At 69.6% G+C, this 15,285-nt stretch carries 14 protein-coding genes; 7 read left to right on the forward strand and 7 right to left on the reverse strand.

Features of this window, described 5'->3' with window-relative positions; genetic code table 11:
- Nucleotides 1-86: 86 nt before the first annotated feature.
- Nucleotides 87-773, reverse strand: coding sequence for a rhomboid-like protein (locus OHA17_RS19635; protein ID WP_406507675.1), 687 nt, complete (start codon nt 771-773; stop codon nt 87-89).
- Between the two features lie 46 nt (nt 774-819).
- Nucleotides 820-1,689 (reverse strand): IS5 family transposase, encoded by an 870-nt coding sequence (locus OHA17_RS19640; protein WP_406507676.1) that lies wholly within the window; start codon nt 1,687-1,689, stop codon nt 820-822.
- 328 nt (nt 1,690-2,017) lie between these two features.
- On the opposite strand from OHA17_RS19640, the gene OHA17_RS19645 reads away from it, so the two are divergent.
- The 3 genes from OHA17_RS19645 to OHA17_RS19655 all read left to right on the forward strand — a co-directional run bounded on the left by OHA17_RS19645 (nt 2,018) and on the right by OHA17_RS19655 (nt 5,296).
- Nucleotides 2,018-2,701, forward strand: coding sequence for a FadR/GntR family transcriptional regulator (locus tag OHA17_RS19645; RefSeq protein ID WP_053729807.1), 684 nt, complete (start codon nt 2,018-2,020; stop codon nt 2,699-2,701).
- 219 nt (nt 2,702-2,920) lie between these two features.
- The gene (locus OHA17_RS19650; RefSeq protein ID WP_406507677.1) at nt 2,921-4,165 is read left to right on the forward strand and encodes a CynX/NimT family MFS transporter; all 1,245 of its coding nucleotides are present in this window, start codon (nt 2,921-2,923) and stop codon (nt 4,163-4,165) included.
- Between the two features lie 285 nt (nt 4,166-4,450).
- On the forward strand, nt 4,451-5,296 hold the full coding sequence (locus tag OHA17_RS19655; protein WP_406507678.1) for a hypothetical protein: 846 nt from the start codon (nt 4,451-4,453) through the stop codon (nt 5,294-5,296).
- 109 nt (nt 5,297-5,405) lie between these two features.
- Here OHA17_RS19655 and OHA17_RS19660 read toward each other — a convergent pair whose 3' ends face one another.
- The 4 genes from OHA17_RS19660 to OHA17_RS19675 are packed head-to-tail and all read right to left on the reverse strand — an operon-like array spanning nt 5,406 to nt 8,957.
- Nucleotides 5,406-6,125 (reverse strand): ABC transporter permease, encoded by a 720-nt coding sequence (locus tag OHA17_RS19660; RefSeq protein ID WP_406507679.1) that lies wholly within the window; start codon nt 6,123-6,125, stop codon nt 5,406-5,408.
- Between the two features lie 27 nt (nt 6,126-6,152).
- A complete protein-coding gene (locus tag OHA17_RS19665) occupies nt 6,153-7,064 on the reverse strand; it encodes an ABC transporter ATP-binding protein (RefSeq protein ID WP_406507680.1) in 912 nt (303 codons plus the stop codon).
- Entirely contained in the window at nt 7,061-7,948 is an 888-nt protein-coding gene (locus OHA17_RS19670; protein ID WP_053724659.1) for an ABC transporter permease, read from the reverse strand. Before OHA17_RS19670 ends, OHA17_RS19665 begins: the two co-directional genes overlap by 4 nt.
- Entirely contained in the window at nt 7,938-8,957 is a 1,020-nt protein-coding gene (locus OHA17_RS19675; protein WP_406510765.1) for an ABC transporter ATP-binding protein, read from the reverse strand. Before OHA17_RS19675 ends, OHA17_RS19670 begins: the two co-directional genes overlap by 11 nt.
- Nucleotides 8,958-9,214: 257 nt before the next feature.
- Between OHA17_RS19675 and OHA17_RS19680 the strand changes: the two genes are divergently transcribed.
- The 4 genes from OHA17_RS19680 to OHA17_RS19695 are packed head-to-tail and all read left to right on the forward strand — an operon-like array spanning nt 9,215 to nt 13,732.
- Nucleotides 9,215-10,063, forward strand: a complete 849-nt coding sequence (locus OHA17_RS19680) for a M24 family metallopeptidase (protein WP_406507681.1) — start codon at nt 9,215-9,217, stop codon at nt 10,061-10,063.
- Between the two features lie 11 nt (nt 10,064-10,074).
- On the forward strand, nt 10,075-11,835 hold the full coding sequence (locus OHA17_RS19685) for an SDR family oxidoreductase (protein ID WP_406510766.1): 1,761 nt from the start codon (nt 10,075-10,077) through the stop codon (nt 11,833-11,835).
- Nucleotides 11,832-12,764 (forward strand): metal-dependent hydrolase, encoded by a 933-nt coding sequence (locus OHA17_RS19690; protein ID WP_398874195.1) that lies wholly within the window; start codon nt 11,832-11,834, stop codon nt 12,762-12,764. Before OHA17_RS19685 ends, OHA17_RS19690 begins: the two co-directional genes overlap by 4 nt.
- 11 nt (nt 12,765-12,775) lie before the next feature.
- On the forward strand, nt 12,776-13,732 hold the full coding sequence (locus OHA17_RS19695; protein WP_406507682.1) for a MerR family transcriptional regulator: 957 nt from the start codon (nt 12,776-12,778) through the stop codon (nt 13,730-13,732).
- A gap of 196 nt (nt 13,733-13,928) precedes the next feature.
- Here OHA17_RS19695 and OHA17_RS19700 read toward each other — a convergent pair whose 3' ends face one another.
- Entirely contained in the window at nt 13,929-15,284 is a 1,356-nt protein-coding gene (locus OHA17_RS19700) for a carotenoid oxygenase family protein (RefSeq protein ID WP_406507683.1), read from the reverse strand.
- Nucleotide 15,285 lies beyond the last annotated feature (1 nt).

A 15,285-nucleotide genomic window follows, 5' to 3' on the forward strand; every position in this document is an offset into this window, starting at 1 on the left:
TACGGTCCTCTTCGGACTCGTACGAACCGCCCTCGTCGTGCTCTTTCCCCCGTCCGGCGGGCCCGCGTCTGCCGCGCGCGGCTGCCTCAACTACTGTGCCCGGCACGGTCGTTGGCCGCCACTGAATTTCGCGTGGGCACGCCCCGGGTCAGCGGATAGCAGGCGAAGCCGATGAACAGCGCGGTCACATGGCCGAGGTCGGTGAACGTACCGCCGGTGGCGAGCGGGATGCCGAAGAAACCGGTCACCCCTACGAGGTATAGCCAGCGCCAGGGATACGGCAGCCTGTAGACGAGGATGCCGGCCGACGCGGCGAGCCCGTAGCTGACCCCGATGTCCACGACGTGCGACATGGCGTGCGCGAGCCGCTTGGGCAGGTGCTGGTTCTGGATCGACCACAGCACGTACTCCTGGCTGATCAGGGTCGCCACCACATGCCCGACGACGACGGTGCACAGCCAGCGCAGCGTGCCGAGCCAGCGCTCCACCGTGCCGTGGACGACCTCGAAGAGCACCAGGTAGAGCAGGAGCGAGGACGGGTTCTCGATCCAGAACGCGCTGGTGAAGAGGGACTGCACGGGGTGCCGGGTCAGCTCGTGGATGTTGCTGCTGTTGCGGTGCAGCAGAAAGCGCTCCAGGCCCTGGGTGGAGAGCTGGATGACGAGGCTGGTGATGGCGATGATCAGCAGCCAGATGTGCGTCCCGGGCGTGGAGCGCAGCCAGGACCGGACCGGCCGCGAGCGCTCGGAGCCGCGGTGGAGCAGGGTCGTCATCCCTAGATGATGTCGCGAAACTCTGAGGAGCAAGTAAGTGGAGGTTTCATCTCGGGCGGGGTGTCTCATCCTGGGGGGTCGGGTTTCTCCAGGTTGGGGCCGCTTCTCCCGTGATCCGGCGGGCCATGGTGTCGATCATTGCGAGGTAGATCATGGCTTCGGAGCTGGTGGGCAGGGTTTCGTAGTCGCGGGCGAGGCGGCGGTGCATCATGATCCAACCGAAGGTTCGCTCTACCGGCCAGCGGTGTGGAATTGGAGCGAATCCCCTGGTCCCAGGCTTGCGTTGGACGATTTCAAGGTCGATTCCCAGTCGGGCGGCGCTTTCGACGAGGTGCTGGCGGTAGCCGCCGTCGACCCAGATCTTGCGCAGCCGCCCGCGGGCTCGCGCGGCGTACTCGATCAGGGGTGTGCCGGCGGTGGAGTCCTGCACGCTGGCGGCGGTGACCAGTACAAACAGCAGCAGTCCGAGCGTGTCGGTCAGAATGCTGCGCTTCCTCCCGACGATCTTCTTCGCGGCGTCCGTGCCCTGAGTGGCCGCGGGGACGGTGTGTCCGGTCTTCACGCTCTGCGCGTCGATGATCCCCGCACTGGGCTCCGCCTGCCGCCCGGCCTCCTCGCGCAACCGGTGCCGCAGCAGCCCGTTCAGCTTCACGAAGACACCCTCGTCCCGCCACCACGCGAAGTAGTGATAGGCGGTCTCCCAGGGCGGGAAGTCGTGGGGCAGGTAGCGCCAGGGGATGCCGGTGCGGTCCACGTACAAGATCGCGTCCAGCAGATCCCGCAGCGGGTACTTCGGCTTCCGCCCGCCCGGGATGCCGTTCTCCCGGCGCTTCGCGCGCCACGCGGTCAACTCCGGTTCCACCAGGGCCCACCGGTCATCGGAGAGATCGCTGTTGTACGGCCTGCGTTCGTCCATGCCTCCGGCGTACCGCGTTGCGGAACCGGCCGCCAGGGGCGCGAAGAAGCACCCCGTAACTCCCGGGTGAACCAGGGCATCTCCGAATGAGACAGAAGCAAGGCGGCAAACTCAGGCAAGCAGGAGTTACTGCCGCGTCCGCCTGGCCTCCTCACGCACCATCAGCCCCGGACAGCACTCACCTCACACTGACACCCCATCAGGACCGCCGCATTCCAGGCCAATAGAGGATGAAACCTCCACTAAGAGGCAGTTGTAGGACGACTGCGGTTTCGGGATGAGTCCAGTTGTAGGATGACTGGGCAACCGGGTGAATGGAGTGGGCGACGTGGCTCTTCGTACGGCGGGACGGCAGTCCCTGGTGGACACCGTGGTCGATCAGCTGAAGGCCCAGCTGACCAACGGCGAGTGGGCGGTCGACGACCGCATTCCGACCGAGCACGAGCTCGCCGAGCAGCTGGCCGTCGGTCGCAACACGGTCCGTGAGGCGGTACGCGTCCTGGTGCACGCCGGGCTGCTCGAATCACGCCAGGGCAACGGCACGTTCGTACGCTCCACGGCCGACCCCTCCGCGGTCCTCCAGGGAATCCGGGCCGCCGACGCCCTTGACGTACTCGAACTCCGCGTCGCATTGGAGGCCGAGGCTGCCCGGCTCGCCGCCGAACGCCGGGACACCGCCGACATGGTGGCCCTGCGCGGCGCACTCCAGACCCTGCGCGAACACGGCGACCGCGCCGCCGACGCCGACATGGCGTTCCACATGGGCGTCGTGCAGGCCACGCACAACCCGGCGTTCATCGAGGTCTACCGGTTCTTCTCGGTGCAGGTCCACGAAAGCCTGATCACCTCGCTGCGCGACGAGGAGATGCCCGCGATCGACCTCGACACCCACGAGGCGCTGGTCGACGCGATCGAGAGCGGCGACCCCGCGGCGGCCGAGCAGGCGGTACGCGAACTGCTGCGCAAGCCGCTGGAGGCGGTGCGGGCGGTGGCGGCCCGGCGGAGCGGGTGAGGTCCCCGTGACGGGGGTCGACGACCGGACGCGCGAGTCGACGACCGGGTGACCGGGTGGCGCGAGTCGACGACCGAAATCTGAAATCCGATATCTGAAATTCCACATCTGACCGTCAACGGTCGGAGTCCGAAGCTCGACCTTCGATGCTCGACATTCGAAGTTCGACGTCTGAGAAAGGTGCTTGTTTTGTCACGCCCGGATGCTGATCGCCTGCTGTTGCCCGATGCCGAGGCCGATGTACGGCCCTCGCCACAGGGCGCCGCCGCGCGGCGGGCGCTGCTCGCGCATCCGGTGGTGCTGCTGGTCGGGATCGTGCTGGCGTCGGTGAACATGCGGGCGGCGCTGGCCAGCGTGTCGCCGCTGGTGAGCGAGATCAGCCAGTCGTTCGGCCTGTCGTCGACGGCGAGCAGCCTGGTGACCTCGGTGCCGGTGCTCTTCCTGGGGCTCGGCGCGCTGGTGGCACCCTGGCTGGCCCGCCGCTTCGGGAGCGAGCCGGTGCTGCTGTTCGCCCTGCTGCTCCTGGCTGTCGGCATCCTGGTGCGGGTGGCGCCCTCGACGGTCGCGCTGTACGGCGGCGGCGTACTCGTCGGCACGGCGATAGCCCTGCTCAACGTGCTGATGCCCGGCCTGATCAAGCGGGACTTCCCGGACAAGGCAGCGTCCATGACGTCGGTCTACACCGGCGCGATGATCGCGGGCGCAACGCTGGTGGCCGCCTCGTCGGTGCCGTTGGAGAAGGCGTTCGGCGGCAGCTGGGAGGCCTCGCTGGCGGTGTGGTCGCTGCTCGCGGTCCTCGCCGCCGTCGCCTGGCTGCCCCAGGTCCTGATCGCCCGTGGCCGTACGGGCCACGAGGTACGGGTGGCGACGCCCGCGGCTTCTGCTCCTGCCCGAAAGAGCGTGTGGCGCTCGGCCCTCGCCTGGCAGGTCACCCTGTTCATGGGGCTCCAGTCGCTCTGGTCGTACGTGCTGATCGCCTGGATGCCGACGATCTTCACGGACCACGGGATGAGCCGCTCCACGGCGGGCGTGATCTTCGCGTTCAACAACCTGATCCAGGTGGCCGGCGCGTTCGGCGTGCCGCTCCTGGCCGGCCGGATGCGCAGCCAGCGCCCACTGATCGTGCTGGTCACCTCGATGGTCGCGGCCGGTTACGCGGGTCTGCTGGTCGCCCCGGTGAGCGGCGCCTGGCTGTGGGCGGCGGTCCTGGGCATCGGGCAGGGCGGCGCGGTGGGCCTGGCCCTGACGATGATCGTGCTCCGATCCGGCGACGCCCACACGGCGGCCCGCCTCTCCGGCATGGCCCAGACGATCGGCTACCTGCTGGCCGCCGTCGGCCCTCTGACCGCGGGCGCGGTCCGCCAGGCGACGGGCGGCTGGACGGTACCGATCGCTCTCGTACTCGGCGTGTGCGCGGCGGCGCTGGCGGTGGGACTCTTCGCGGCGCGGGACCGGACGGTCTAGGCGGGCCGAGCTCCGCCCGGCGGGGCTCGGGCAGCCTGGCGAAACGTCAGTTCCCAACATCTGTTCCCCGGATGCGTGACCTGTACGAAAGTCCGCTTGTTGTCCAACGTGCGTGGAGGCAACTGGGGTTAGTGGCGTCGTACCTTTCGTGAATTTGGGGATTGCCGGTCGCGGTACAAGAACCGGTCATTGAGTCAGTGGCGTAGATGAGCGGACCTCCACCCCTGCAGCCCGGGGATTGGGCGTCCAAGTCATGCACCAACGACCATGAACGGAAGGCCGACCATGCCGTCCGAAGTCGCTCTACTCGAATCGCGCACCCTGCGCGCCGACCATCTGGGACGCGTCGACGTCCTGGAGAAGGTCAAGGCGTTGCGGTTGCTACCTGACGGCGTCCACTTGTCCACAGAGGGCGTCGCAACGTACTTCGTCGTACCCACAGAGGCCGTCAACAGCGTCGTCAAGCGGCACCGCGACGAACTCGACACCAACGGACTGCGCACTCTCAAGGGTGCTGAGCTGCAAGCCTTTGAAATGGCCAACTTGGCCATTTCAGAAGACGGCACGCCCCGGAGTTATCCACAGGGCCGGGCACACCTCAGGCTCCTCACCCGCCGAGCCGTCCTCAACATAGCCATGCTTCTTCGCGACAGCGAAGTAGCGCGGTGTGTGCGTACCTATCTCCTCGACACCGAGGAAACCCCCAGGACCGTCATCGCGAGCGACCCCCGCTATGACGGTCTGGACCTCCGGGTCACCAACCTGGAGGGCTCCAAGGCCCAGATCGGGCCCGCGCTCCAGGAGCTCGGTCCGGTGCTGAGCCGCATGTCGGTGCGGCTGGAGGCGATGGACCATCGGATGGCGGCGATGGATCACCGCATGGAAGCGATGGACCGGCGGCTCGAAGTCGTGGACGGTCGCCTGGAGGGCGTGGACCGACGGCTGGAAGCTGTGGACCACCGCCTCGAATCCGCGGGCCGACGACTGGAATCCGTAGACCGCCGGCTCGACGCCACCAACCGCGTGGTCGGCGCCATGAGCGTCCGGCTCACCGATCTCTCCGAGGACGTCGCCGACATCCAGCGGCGGCTCCCCCATCCCCCTCATCCGCGTCGCAAGCGCCGGAGGTAGGTAGCCGGAGATGGGTTGGCCGGAGGTATCCGACCCCCGGCTGCACAACAGGCAGTGCCCGGCGACCAGTTGATGTCGCCGGGCGCCGCCCCCGTCCGGGGAACCCCCGTCACTCCTCCCCGGCCAGCTTGAGGGTGCGCAGCTTCTGGCCCGCGTACCAGGTGGCCGCCGCGGTCACGCCCACCAGGAGGACGATCGCCAGCGGCAGGCCCACGTCGGAGGAGATCATGCCGTTCTCGCCGATCCTCTGGGCCAGGGCGAGCGACCACTGCTGAACACTCAGGGTGCGTGCGCCCGGCACCAGGTTGCCGAACAGCGACTCCCAGACCAGCGCGTACACCAGGCCGAAGACCACGGCGTGCCGGGTGACGGTGCCGAGCAGCAGGAAGACCGCGGCGTACGCGATGGAGGCGACCAGGGCCGCCACCGTGTAGGCGATCGCGATCTGCTGGCCGTTGCCGTTCAGGATGAACCCGGCGATCAGCGTCGGGATCGCGGAGAACGCCATCGTCACGGCGATCGCGACGATCAGCTTGGTGAAGATGATCGTCGAGCGCTTCACCGGCTTGGCCAGCAGGTAGACGATCGAGCCGTCGTCGATCTCGGGGCCGATCGCGCCGGTGCCGGCGATGACGCCGATCAGCGGCACCATCGTGGCCAGCGCGAAGCTGCCGAGGAGGTCGGCGGCGACCTGGTCGTCGGCTCCGCTGAAGGAACGCACGGCCACCGAGATCACGATCAGCAGGGCGGGCAGGACGAAGAGAATGGCGGCCCGGCGGCGGCCGAGCAGAGCCCGGTAGGTGAGCCGGGCGACGGTCGGGTTGTACATGGGAACGTCACCGCTCCTTTCAGGCGCTCAGGCCGCTACGAGGTAGGAGAAGACGGATTCGAGGGACTCGTCGGACGGCGAGACCGTCAGCAGACGGATGCCGTTCGCCTTGGCCACCTGGGGGAGCAGCGTGGTGAACCGGCCGAAGTCGACGGCCTGGATGCGCAGCGCGCCTTCCTTGAGGTCCACCTCGATCCCGGCGGTCGAGGGGTCGGCGATCAGGGCGGCGGCCAGCGCGCGGTCGTCGCTGGAGCGGATCAGATAGCGGTGCGGGCGGTCCGTCATGAGGCGGCGGATCTTGCGGAAGTCGCCGCTGGCCGCGTGCCGTCCGGCGACGATGACCTCGATGTGCGAGGCGAGCTGCTCCACCTCTTCGAGGATGTGCGAGGAGAACAGGACCGTGCGGCCCTCGGCGCCCATCCGCCGCAGCAGGTCCATCAGTTGCATGCGCTGGCGCGGGTCCATGCCGTTGAACGGCTCGTCGAGCAGCAGCACCGACGGGTTGTGGACGAGGGCGGAGGCCATCTTGACGCGCTGGCGCATGCCCTTGCTATAGGTCTGGATCTTGCGGTCCTGGGCGTACTCCATCTCGACCGTGGCCAGGGCCTGGCCGGCCTCGCGGGCGCCGAGGCCGTGCAACTCGGCGTTGGCGACGACGAATTCGCGGCCCGTGAGGAAGTCGTACATGGCCTCCCGTTCGGGGACGATGCCGATCTTCTTGTAGACGGACTCGTTGCGCCAGATCTGCTCGCCGTCGAGCGTGACCGTTCCCGTGGAGGGGGCGAGGAAACCGCCCATCATGTTGATGAGGGTGGACTTTCCGGCGCCGTTGGGGCCGAGCAGTCCGGTGACGCCCGGGCCGACCGTCATGGTGACGTCGTTGACCGCCACCACGTTGCCGAACCAGCGTGAGGTGTGGTCGATGTCGATGGTGGTCACAGCCCGACCTTCCGGTAGCGGCGCATCAGCACGGCGTACGAGCCGTAGATCAGCGCGAGGACGACGAGCAGATAGAGCGCTCCGACTCCCGACCCCGGGCCGTTGCCGCCGGGGAAGTTGGAGCTCGCGCCGAGGAACGCGCTCTGCACGCCGTCGATGAGCGTGATGGGGGAGAACAGGCCGAGCCACTTGACCGCTCCGGGGGAGCCCTGGTTGAAGGCGATGGCCTGGACCGCGGAGACCGCTCCGTAGGAGACGGTCAGGACGGCGATCACGGCGGCCACTCCGAAGCCGCGGCGCGGCGTCAGCGCGGCGATGACCAGGCCGAGGCCCGCGAAGAGGAGCGAGAGCAGTGCCACCGAGACCAGCCCCTGGGCGAACCCCTTGGTCTGGTCCGCGAAGTCGAGTTTGGCGAGCAGGGAGCCGATGTACAGGATCACCAGGGGTGCGCCGGTGATGATGAACAGGGCCGAGGCCATGGCCGCGAACTTGGCCAGGACGTAGTCGAGGCGCTCGATCGGCCGCGAGAAGTACAGCGGCACCGTCTTGAAGCGCAGGTCGCGCGAGACGGTCTGGGGCGCCTGGGCCGCGATGAACAGCCCGATGACGGCCTGGAGGAAGATCGCGTACCGCGTGTACTGCACCGGCAGGTCGTTGGCCTTGGTGGCGACGGCGACCGCGACCATGATGGCCGCGGGCACGCACATCACCGCGAACAGCAGCATCGGAAGCACCTTGGACTTGGCGCTGCGGCCCAGGCCGTACGCGCCGCGCAGGGACTGCGAGAAGAGCGAGCGGCGGGCGTAGGCCCGGCCGAGCCGCGGCCCGTCGTAGTTGCGGTAGCCGATGTTGTGGATCTGGGTCTGGGCGCTGTCAGTTGCCATCGCGGCCGCCTCCCTTCTGCTCGGCGCCGGCCGCGGTGGCTGCCCATGCGGCGGCGCGTTCGGAGACCGGCTCCTGCGCCGGGGTCTGGAACACCTCGGCGATGTGGTGACGGCGCTGTTCCATCCGTACGAGACCGAGGCCCAGGTGGGCCACGGTGTCGCGGACCGTGTCGTAGGTGTCCTCGCCGGTGGCCTCGATGAGGAGGATGTGGCCGGCGCCCGGCAGTCCGTCCTCGACGCCCGCGTGCAGCGTGAGCCCGGCCTCGGTGAGCGCCTTGCGCACCGCCTCCGTGCCGTCGGGGTGGGTGTCGGAGTCGGTGACCTCGACCGCGAGGGTGGTGGTGATCTGGGTGAAGTCGCTGGTGGAGCTGGAGCGGAGCAGTTGGCCGCCGTCGATGACCACCACGTGGTCGCAGGTGCGCTCCAGCTCGCCCAGGAGGTGCGAGGTGACCAGGACCGAGATGCCGAAGTCGGTGTGGATGCGGCGGATCAGGCCGAGCATCTCGTCGCGGCCGACCGGGTCGAGGCCGTTGGTCGGCTCGTCGAGCAGGACCAGCTGGGGGTCGTGGACGAGCGCCTGGGCGAGCTTGACCCGCTGCTTCATGCCGGTCGAATAGCCGCCGATGGGCCGGTAGCGCTCCTCGTAGAGCCCCACGTGGCGCAGCGTGTCGGCGGTTCGCTCGCGGGCCGCGGTGGCCGGCAGGCCCGACATGCGCGCCATGTGCACGACGAACTCGGTGGCCGAGACGTCGGGTGGCAGGCAGTCGTGCTCCGGCATGTAGCCCACCCGCTCGCGGATGGCGCTGCCGCTGGTGGCCACGTCCAGGCCGAGCACGGCGGCGGTGCCCTCCGTGGCGGGCGAGAGACCCAGCAGGATCTTGATCAACGTGGACTTGCCGGCTCCGTTGGCGCCCACCAGCCCGGTCACGCCGGGGCCGATGTCCAACGAGAGCCGGTCAAGCGCGGTCACCTTGGGGAACCGCTTGCTCAGGCTTTCGGTCGCGATCACAGTCACGTCATCGACGGTAGTGGCGCAGGCCACATGAATCGTCAGCCCAGACGGCTGGATCCATGTCCGACTCCAGAGGTACGAGCCCGTAGGGGAACCCGTACGTGAGGCTGACGGGGTCGCCGGCCCGGGGCACGGGGTTGTCCACAACCGGCCCGTTGTCCACAGGCTGGCGCAGGACCCTTGACGCAGCCGCCGGGCATTGTCACATTCATCAGTGTCAAGTTACGCACGCGTAGGGCGACAGGGGTGGACGGATGCCATCGGCACTGAAGGCTGAACCCGACGCGCGGCTGCGCGGGTTCAGGGAAGTACAGAGCCTCGCGTACGAGTGCGCGGAGGCGGTGGCCGCGCAGCTCAAGCCCGGAGTGACCGAGCGGGAGGCCGCGCGGATGCAGCGGGACTGGTTGCGCGAGCGGGGCGTGCGGGACTGGTTCCACCTGCCGTTCGCCTGGTTCGGCGACCGCACGGCGTTCGTGAACTTCCGCATCCCGTTGCAGTTCTTCCCCACCAACCGGCGTCTGGAGGCGGGGATGCCCTTCATCCTCGACATGGCTCCGGTCTACCAGGGCTTCACCGCGGACATCGGCTACTCGGGCTGCCTCGGGCTCAACCCGGTGCACGACCGGCTGCTCGCCGACCTGGAGGCGCACCGCGAGCTGATCCTGCGCGAGGTGCGCGAGAAACGGCCGCTGCGAGAGATCTACGAGGACGTGGACCGGCTCATGGTCCGCCAGGGCTATGCCAACCGGCACCGCGCCTACCCGTTCGGCGTGATCGCCCACAAGATCGACCAGGTGAAGGAGCGCCGCTGGTCGCCGAACGTCTTCGGGTTCGGCACCCAGGCGCTGAAGGGTCTGGCGAGCGATGCGGTGCACGGCCACCGGGACGGCTGGTCGCCGCTGTGGTCCCCGTACAAGTTCTCCGACCACCCGCCGCAGCCGGGGCTGTGGGCGGTCGAGCCGCACCTCGGGTTCCGGGGTACGGGCGCGAAGTTCGAGGAGATCCTGGTCGTCACTGACTCCAAGGACCCCGAGCAGAGCGCGTTCTGGCTGGACGACGACCTGCCGCATGTGCGGCGCTGGGCCGAGGAGAAGGCGGCGTGAGCGTGACGAGCGTGAACATCGAGGGAGCGCGCGAGCGCTGGGTGCGGACCGGCGGCGTGGAGCTGTGCGTCGCCGAACTGGGCGACGAGTCCCAGCCGACCGTGCTCCTGGTGCACGGCTACCCGGACAGCAAGGAGGTGTGGTCCGAGGTCGCCGAGCGCCTTGCCGAGCGCTTCCACGTGGTCCTTTACGACGTCCGCGGGCACGGCCGCTCCACCGCGCCGGCCCCGCTGCGCGGCGGGTTCACGCTGGAGAAGCTGACGGACGACTTCCTGGCGGTCGCGGACGCGGTCAGCCCGGACCGGCCGGTCCATCTGGTCGGCCACGACTGGGGTTCGGTGCAGGGCTGGGAGTTCGCGACCGTCGAGCGCACCGAGGGCCGCATAGCGTCCTTCACCTCGATGTCCGGCCCGTCGCTCGATCACTTCGGGCACTGGATCAAGAGCCGGATGAGCCGCCCGACCCCGCGCAAGGTGGGCCAGCTCCTGGGCCAGGGCGCCAAGTCCTGGTACGTGTACCTGCTGCACACCCCGGTCCTGCCCGAGCTGGCCTGGCGCGGGCCGCTCGGCAAGCGGTGGCCGAAGATGCTCCAGCGCCTGGAGAACGTGCCCGCAGACGGATACCCCACGGCCTCCCTTCCGCAGGACGCGGCGCACGGCGCCTGGCTCTACCGGGACAACGTCCGCGCCCGGCTGCGCCGCCCGCGCCCCGACGCGTACGCCCACGTGCCCGTCCAGCTGATCACGCCGCTCGACGACGTGTTCCTCTCGCCGAAGCTGTACGCCGACCTGGAGCACTGGGCGCCCCGGTTGATCCGCCGCACACTGCCCGCCAAGCACTGGATACCGCGCACCAGGCCGGACCAACTGGCCGCCTGGATCGGCGAGTTCGTCCGTTCCAACGAGGACGGGATCCCGGCCAAGGACACCGTCGCGACGGGCCGGTACGCCGACCGGTTCGGGGGACAGCTGGTCCTGGTGACGGGGGCGGCGAGCGGCATCGGCCGGGCCACGGCGTTCGCGTTCGCCGAGGCCGGGGCGCGGATCGTGGCCGTGGACCGGGACGCCGAGGGGGCGACGCGGACCGCGGAGATGTCCCGGCTGATCGGCTCGCCCGAGGCCTGGGGCGAGGCCGTCGACGTCAGCGACGAGCAGGCGATGGAGAAGCTCGCCGAGAAGGTCGCCACCGAGTACGGCGTCGTCGACGTCCTGGTCAACAACGCGGGGATCGGGCTCTCGGGATCCTTCTTCGACACCACGGCCGAGGACTGGAAGAAGGTCCTCGACGTCAATCTGTGGGGCGTCATCCACGGCTGCCGCATCTTCGGCAAGCAGATGGCCGAGCGAGGCCAGGGCGGCCACATCGTCAACACCGCGTCCGCCGCCGCCTATCAGCCCTCCCGGGCGCTGCCCGCGTACAGCACGTCGAAGGCCGCGGTGCTGATGCTCAGCGAGTGCCTGCGCGCCGAACTGGCAGGTCAGGGCATCGGCGTCTCGGCGATCTGCCCCGGCCTCGTCAACACCAACATCACCTCGACGACGCACTTCGCGGGCACCGACGCCAAGGAGGAGAAGCGCCTCCAGAAGAAGACCTCGCGCCTGTACGGGCTGCGCAACTTCCCGCCGGAGAAGGTCGCTTCGGCGATCCTGCGCGCCGTGGTGAAGAACCAGGCCGTGGTGCCGGTGACGCCCGAGGCCCGCGGCGCCCACCTCATGTCCCGCTTCGCGCCGAGGACGCTGCGCGCGATCGCCCGATTGGAGCCGCCGCTGTGAGCACGGAGCGCCGGGAAGGCACGAAGAGCGAGGAGCACTACCGAATAACCCCGCGCCGGGTCTCGTTCGACTGGGACGGGACGCCGCTGCACTGGATTCCGGACGAGCCCACCGCCACCCATGTGATCAATGTGCTGCACCTGCTGCTTCCGGCGGGCGAGCGCTGGTTCGTGAAGGTGTTCAAGGAGGCCCTGCCGCTGGTCGCCGACCCGGTGCTGCTCAAGGACGTCAAGGGGTTCATGGGCCAGGAGGCCACCCACAGCGTCCAACACGCCCATGTCCTGGACCACTTGGCGCACCAGCGGCTCGACACCGCCGCCTACACCCGGCACGTCGACTTCCTCTTCGAGAAGCTCCTCGGCGAGGCGCCGCCGTTCGGGGCGCCGATTCCGACCCAGGAGTGGCTGCGCTTCCGGCTCTCGCTGATCGCCGCGATCGAGCAGTTCACGGCGGTCCTCGGCAACTGGGTGCTGCACGCCGAGGGCCTGGACCGGGCCGGCTCGGACCCGGTCATGCTCGATCTGCTGCGCTGGCACGGCGCGGAGGAGGTCGAGCACCGGGCGGTGGCCTTCGACATGTACCAGCACTGCGGCGGTACGGGCCTGCCCCGCTACGCCCGCCGTGTCGAGGGTATGGCCGTCGTCGCCCCGGTGCTGCTGTGGCTGTGGGTGTGGGGCGCCTCCTATCTGATCCGGCACGACCCCGGGCTCGCGGGCCGGGCGCGCTACTCGCTGCGTGAGCACAACCGGGCCGTACGCCGCGGCCTGCTGCCCACCTGGACGGAACTGGGCTCGGCCATACCCCGCTACTTCCGCCGGTCGTACCATCCCTCGCAGGAGGGCTCCCTGCGCAAGGCCGTCGAATACCTCGCGACCTCGCCGGCGGCCCGAGCGGCGGCGGGCGCGGTGGGCCGCGCCGCCCTGGGGTAGGGGGAGTGGGTTTGTCCGGGCAGTCAGCACTTCAGCAGGTGGTGCCGCCGACGGCGGCACCGGCCGAGTACCGGATCGAGGACCTGGCGCACGCCAGCGGCGCCACGGTCCGCACGATCCGCGCCTACCAGGACCGGGGCCTGCTGCCCCGGCCCGAGCGGCGCGGCCGCTCCAACGTGTACGGGGACACCCACCTGGCCCGGCTGCACCAGATCGCCGACCTGCTCGACCGCGGCTACACCCTGGCCTCCATCAAGGAGCTCCTGGAGGCCTGGGACGCCGGCCGGGGGCTCGGCGGCGTGCTCGGCCTGGTCGCCGAGGTCAGCGGGCCCTGGACGGACGAGGAGGCCGCCCGCATATCGCGCGCCGACCTCGACGAGACGTTCGGCGGCAACCCCGACAACGAGGCCGTCGCCGAAGCGGTGGAGCTCGGCATCCTGGTGCGCATCCCGGACAACGACGCCGAGTTCCTCGTCCCCAGCCCTCAAGAGCTGGCGGTGGCTGCCGAGTTGCATGCCGCCGGGGTGCCGCTCGACGCCATCTCGGGGCATCTGCGCGAGCTGCGCGGACAGGTCGAGCACATCGCGGCCCGCTTCCTCGACTTCACCACGGAACACGTCTTCGCCCGCTATCTGGGCCACCACCCCCCGACCGACACCGAGGCCGCCGAGGCCGCCGACCTGGTGCGCCGGCTGCGCCCGCTGGCCCAGCAGACGGTGGACGCCGAACTGGCCCGCGCGATGCGCCTGTTCGCGACCCGCCACCTCCAGAAACACCTGGGCGCCCCGGCCGCGGCGCCCGCCACCCCGGACCCCGGCCCGGTGCCGCTCCCCGCCGCGACGGTGCGGGCCGTTCAGGACCTGGTGGGCCCCGACAACGTCACCGCGTTCATCACCGCGGCCACGGAACGCGAGGTCCAGGCACGCACCTTGGACGCCTTGACTCTCTCAACACGGGACAGCGACTAACCGCTAACCAACCACTCCACATCCCAAATCCCCCATATATGAATGTAATTCACCAAAGCTCGCTTACCGGGCATCAGTTGTCCACAGCGCCGTCAAATTACCTGTGGATAACGTGACTTCGCTGTGGAACAAACCCAACTCGGTTCCTCAATAAGGTGATTGCTGTCACGACCGCTTCGTTCTGGTTTTGTTCCCGTCACTGATCGGCGAGCCAGTTGCCGTGGAAGCCGAACGGCACGCGCTGGGGAAGACGGACCGTCGCGACCGGCGGCGCCGCGAGGTTCTCCGCGTCCAGGATGACGAGATCGCTCGCGTCCCTGGCTGCGTCGTACACATAGCTGAGCAGCCACCCCGGGCCGCCCGGCCGGTCGTCCGCCGGGGCGAACGCCGCCTCTGCCGGGACCTGCCCCGCCCCGAAGTCGTGCCGTGCCACCGCCCCCGTCCGCAGGTCGTACCTGAGCAGCTCCCCCGACACCGGCCCCGAGGACGGCGTCCGCGCCACCGTGACGTGCCCGAACCCGGCCTCAAGACCGGCCAGCCGGTCGTCGACCCGGGGGAACTCGCAGGCCTGGTCGTCGAGCTGTTCCTCCCGGACCACGCCCGTCGCCAGGTCCAGCGTCCACTTCCATAGGCTGGCCCCGCGCGCCCCCAGCCGCTCGTACCGCACGACGTGCAGCACGATCCGCGCCCCGCGCCCGTCGCCGTCCCCCGCCTCGTCGTACGCGTTCAGCGCGTGGAAGACGTAGCAGGGGTCGACCGTCAGCCACCGCACCTCGCCGTACGGATCGTCCCTGCGCAGCACGCCGAGCCGTGCCCCGTACTCCGCGTCCCAGCGGTAGGGCAGCCCACCGCCGGGGCGCATCGCGGTCTCCCGGTCGAACACGGCCGGCAGGTCCATGAACACCACGTGGGAGGCGGTGAGGTGGAAGTCGTGCATCATCGTCGCGCCCGGCACCTCCACCGGCCGGCTCACCACCAACTCGCCCTTGGCGTCGGCCCGGTGGTAGGTGAGATACGGCGGCGTGGCCGTCCCGTACCCGAAGAAGTGCAGCTCTCCGGTGACCGGGCAGGTCTTGGGGTGGGCGGTCATCGATGTGGCGAGGCGGCCGCCGAAGTCGTGGGCGCCCAGCGTCTCCAGCTCGTGCCCCGGCCGGCAGTCCAGCTCGTACGGGAAGGACGACTCGACCAGGGCCAGGGTGCGGCCGGCGTGCCGGATCACGTGGGTGTTGGCGACCCCGGCGGTGAGGTCGGTGTTGCCCTGCCGGTCGTGGACCCGCGCTCCGTCGGTGAACGTCGACGTGCGCACCCAGCGGTTGCGGTAGGCGCGAGCCCTGCCGCCTTCGAGCCGGACGCCGTGGACCATTCCGTCCCCGAAGAACCAGTGCGGGGAAGCGGCGTCCTGCGGGTTGGGCCCGTTGCGTACGTACCAGCCGGTCAGCTCGGGCGGTATGGAGCCGGTCACCGCCAGCTCGTGGGTGGTCAGTTCCGCGGTGACCGGGGCGAAGTTGCCCGCGAGGTGCGGGGTGGGCGGGGCGGTGGGCGTGGCGGTCATC

Source organism: Streptomyces sp. NBC_00212 (genome assembly GCF_045206365.1).
Classification (GTDB): domain Bacteria; phylum Actinomycetota; class Actinomycetes; order Streptomycetales; family Streptomycetaceae; genus Streptomyces.

Bases quoted from the DNA above. Each gene is read 5' to 3' on its own strand.
- OHA17_RS19635 (WP_406507675.1), bottom strand. From the start codon at position 773: ATGACGACCCTGCTCCACCGCGGCTCCGAGCGCTCGCGGCCGGTCCGG.
- OHA17_RS19640 (WP_406507676.1), bottom strand. From the start codon at position 1,689: ATGGACGAACGCAGGCCGTACAACAGCGATCTCTCCGATGACCGGTGG.
- OHA17_RS19655 (WP_406507678.1), top strand. From the start codon at position 4,451: ATGCCGTCCGAAGTCGCTCTACTCGAATCGCGCACCCTGCGCGCCGAC.
- OHA17_RS19660 (WP_406507679.1), bottom strand. From the start codon at position 6,125: ATGTACAACCCGACCGTCGCCCGGCTCACCTACCGGGCTCTGCTCGGC.
- OHA17_RS19670 (WP_053724659.1), bottom strand. From the start codon at position 7,948: ATGGCAACTGACAGCGCCCAGACCCAGATCCACAACATCGGCTACCGC.
- OHA17_RS19680 (WP_406507681.1), top strand. From the start codon at position 9,215: ATGCCATCGGCACTGAAGGCTGAACCCGACGCGCGGCTGCGCGGGTTC.
- OHA17_RS19700 (WP_406507683.1), bottom strand. From the start codon at position 15,284: ATGACCGCCACGCCCACCGCCCCGCCCACCCCGCACCTCGCGGGCAAC.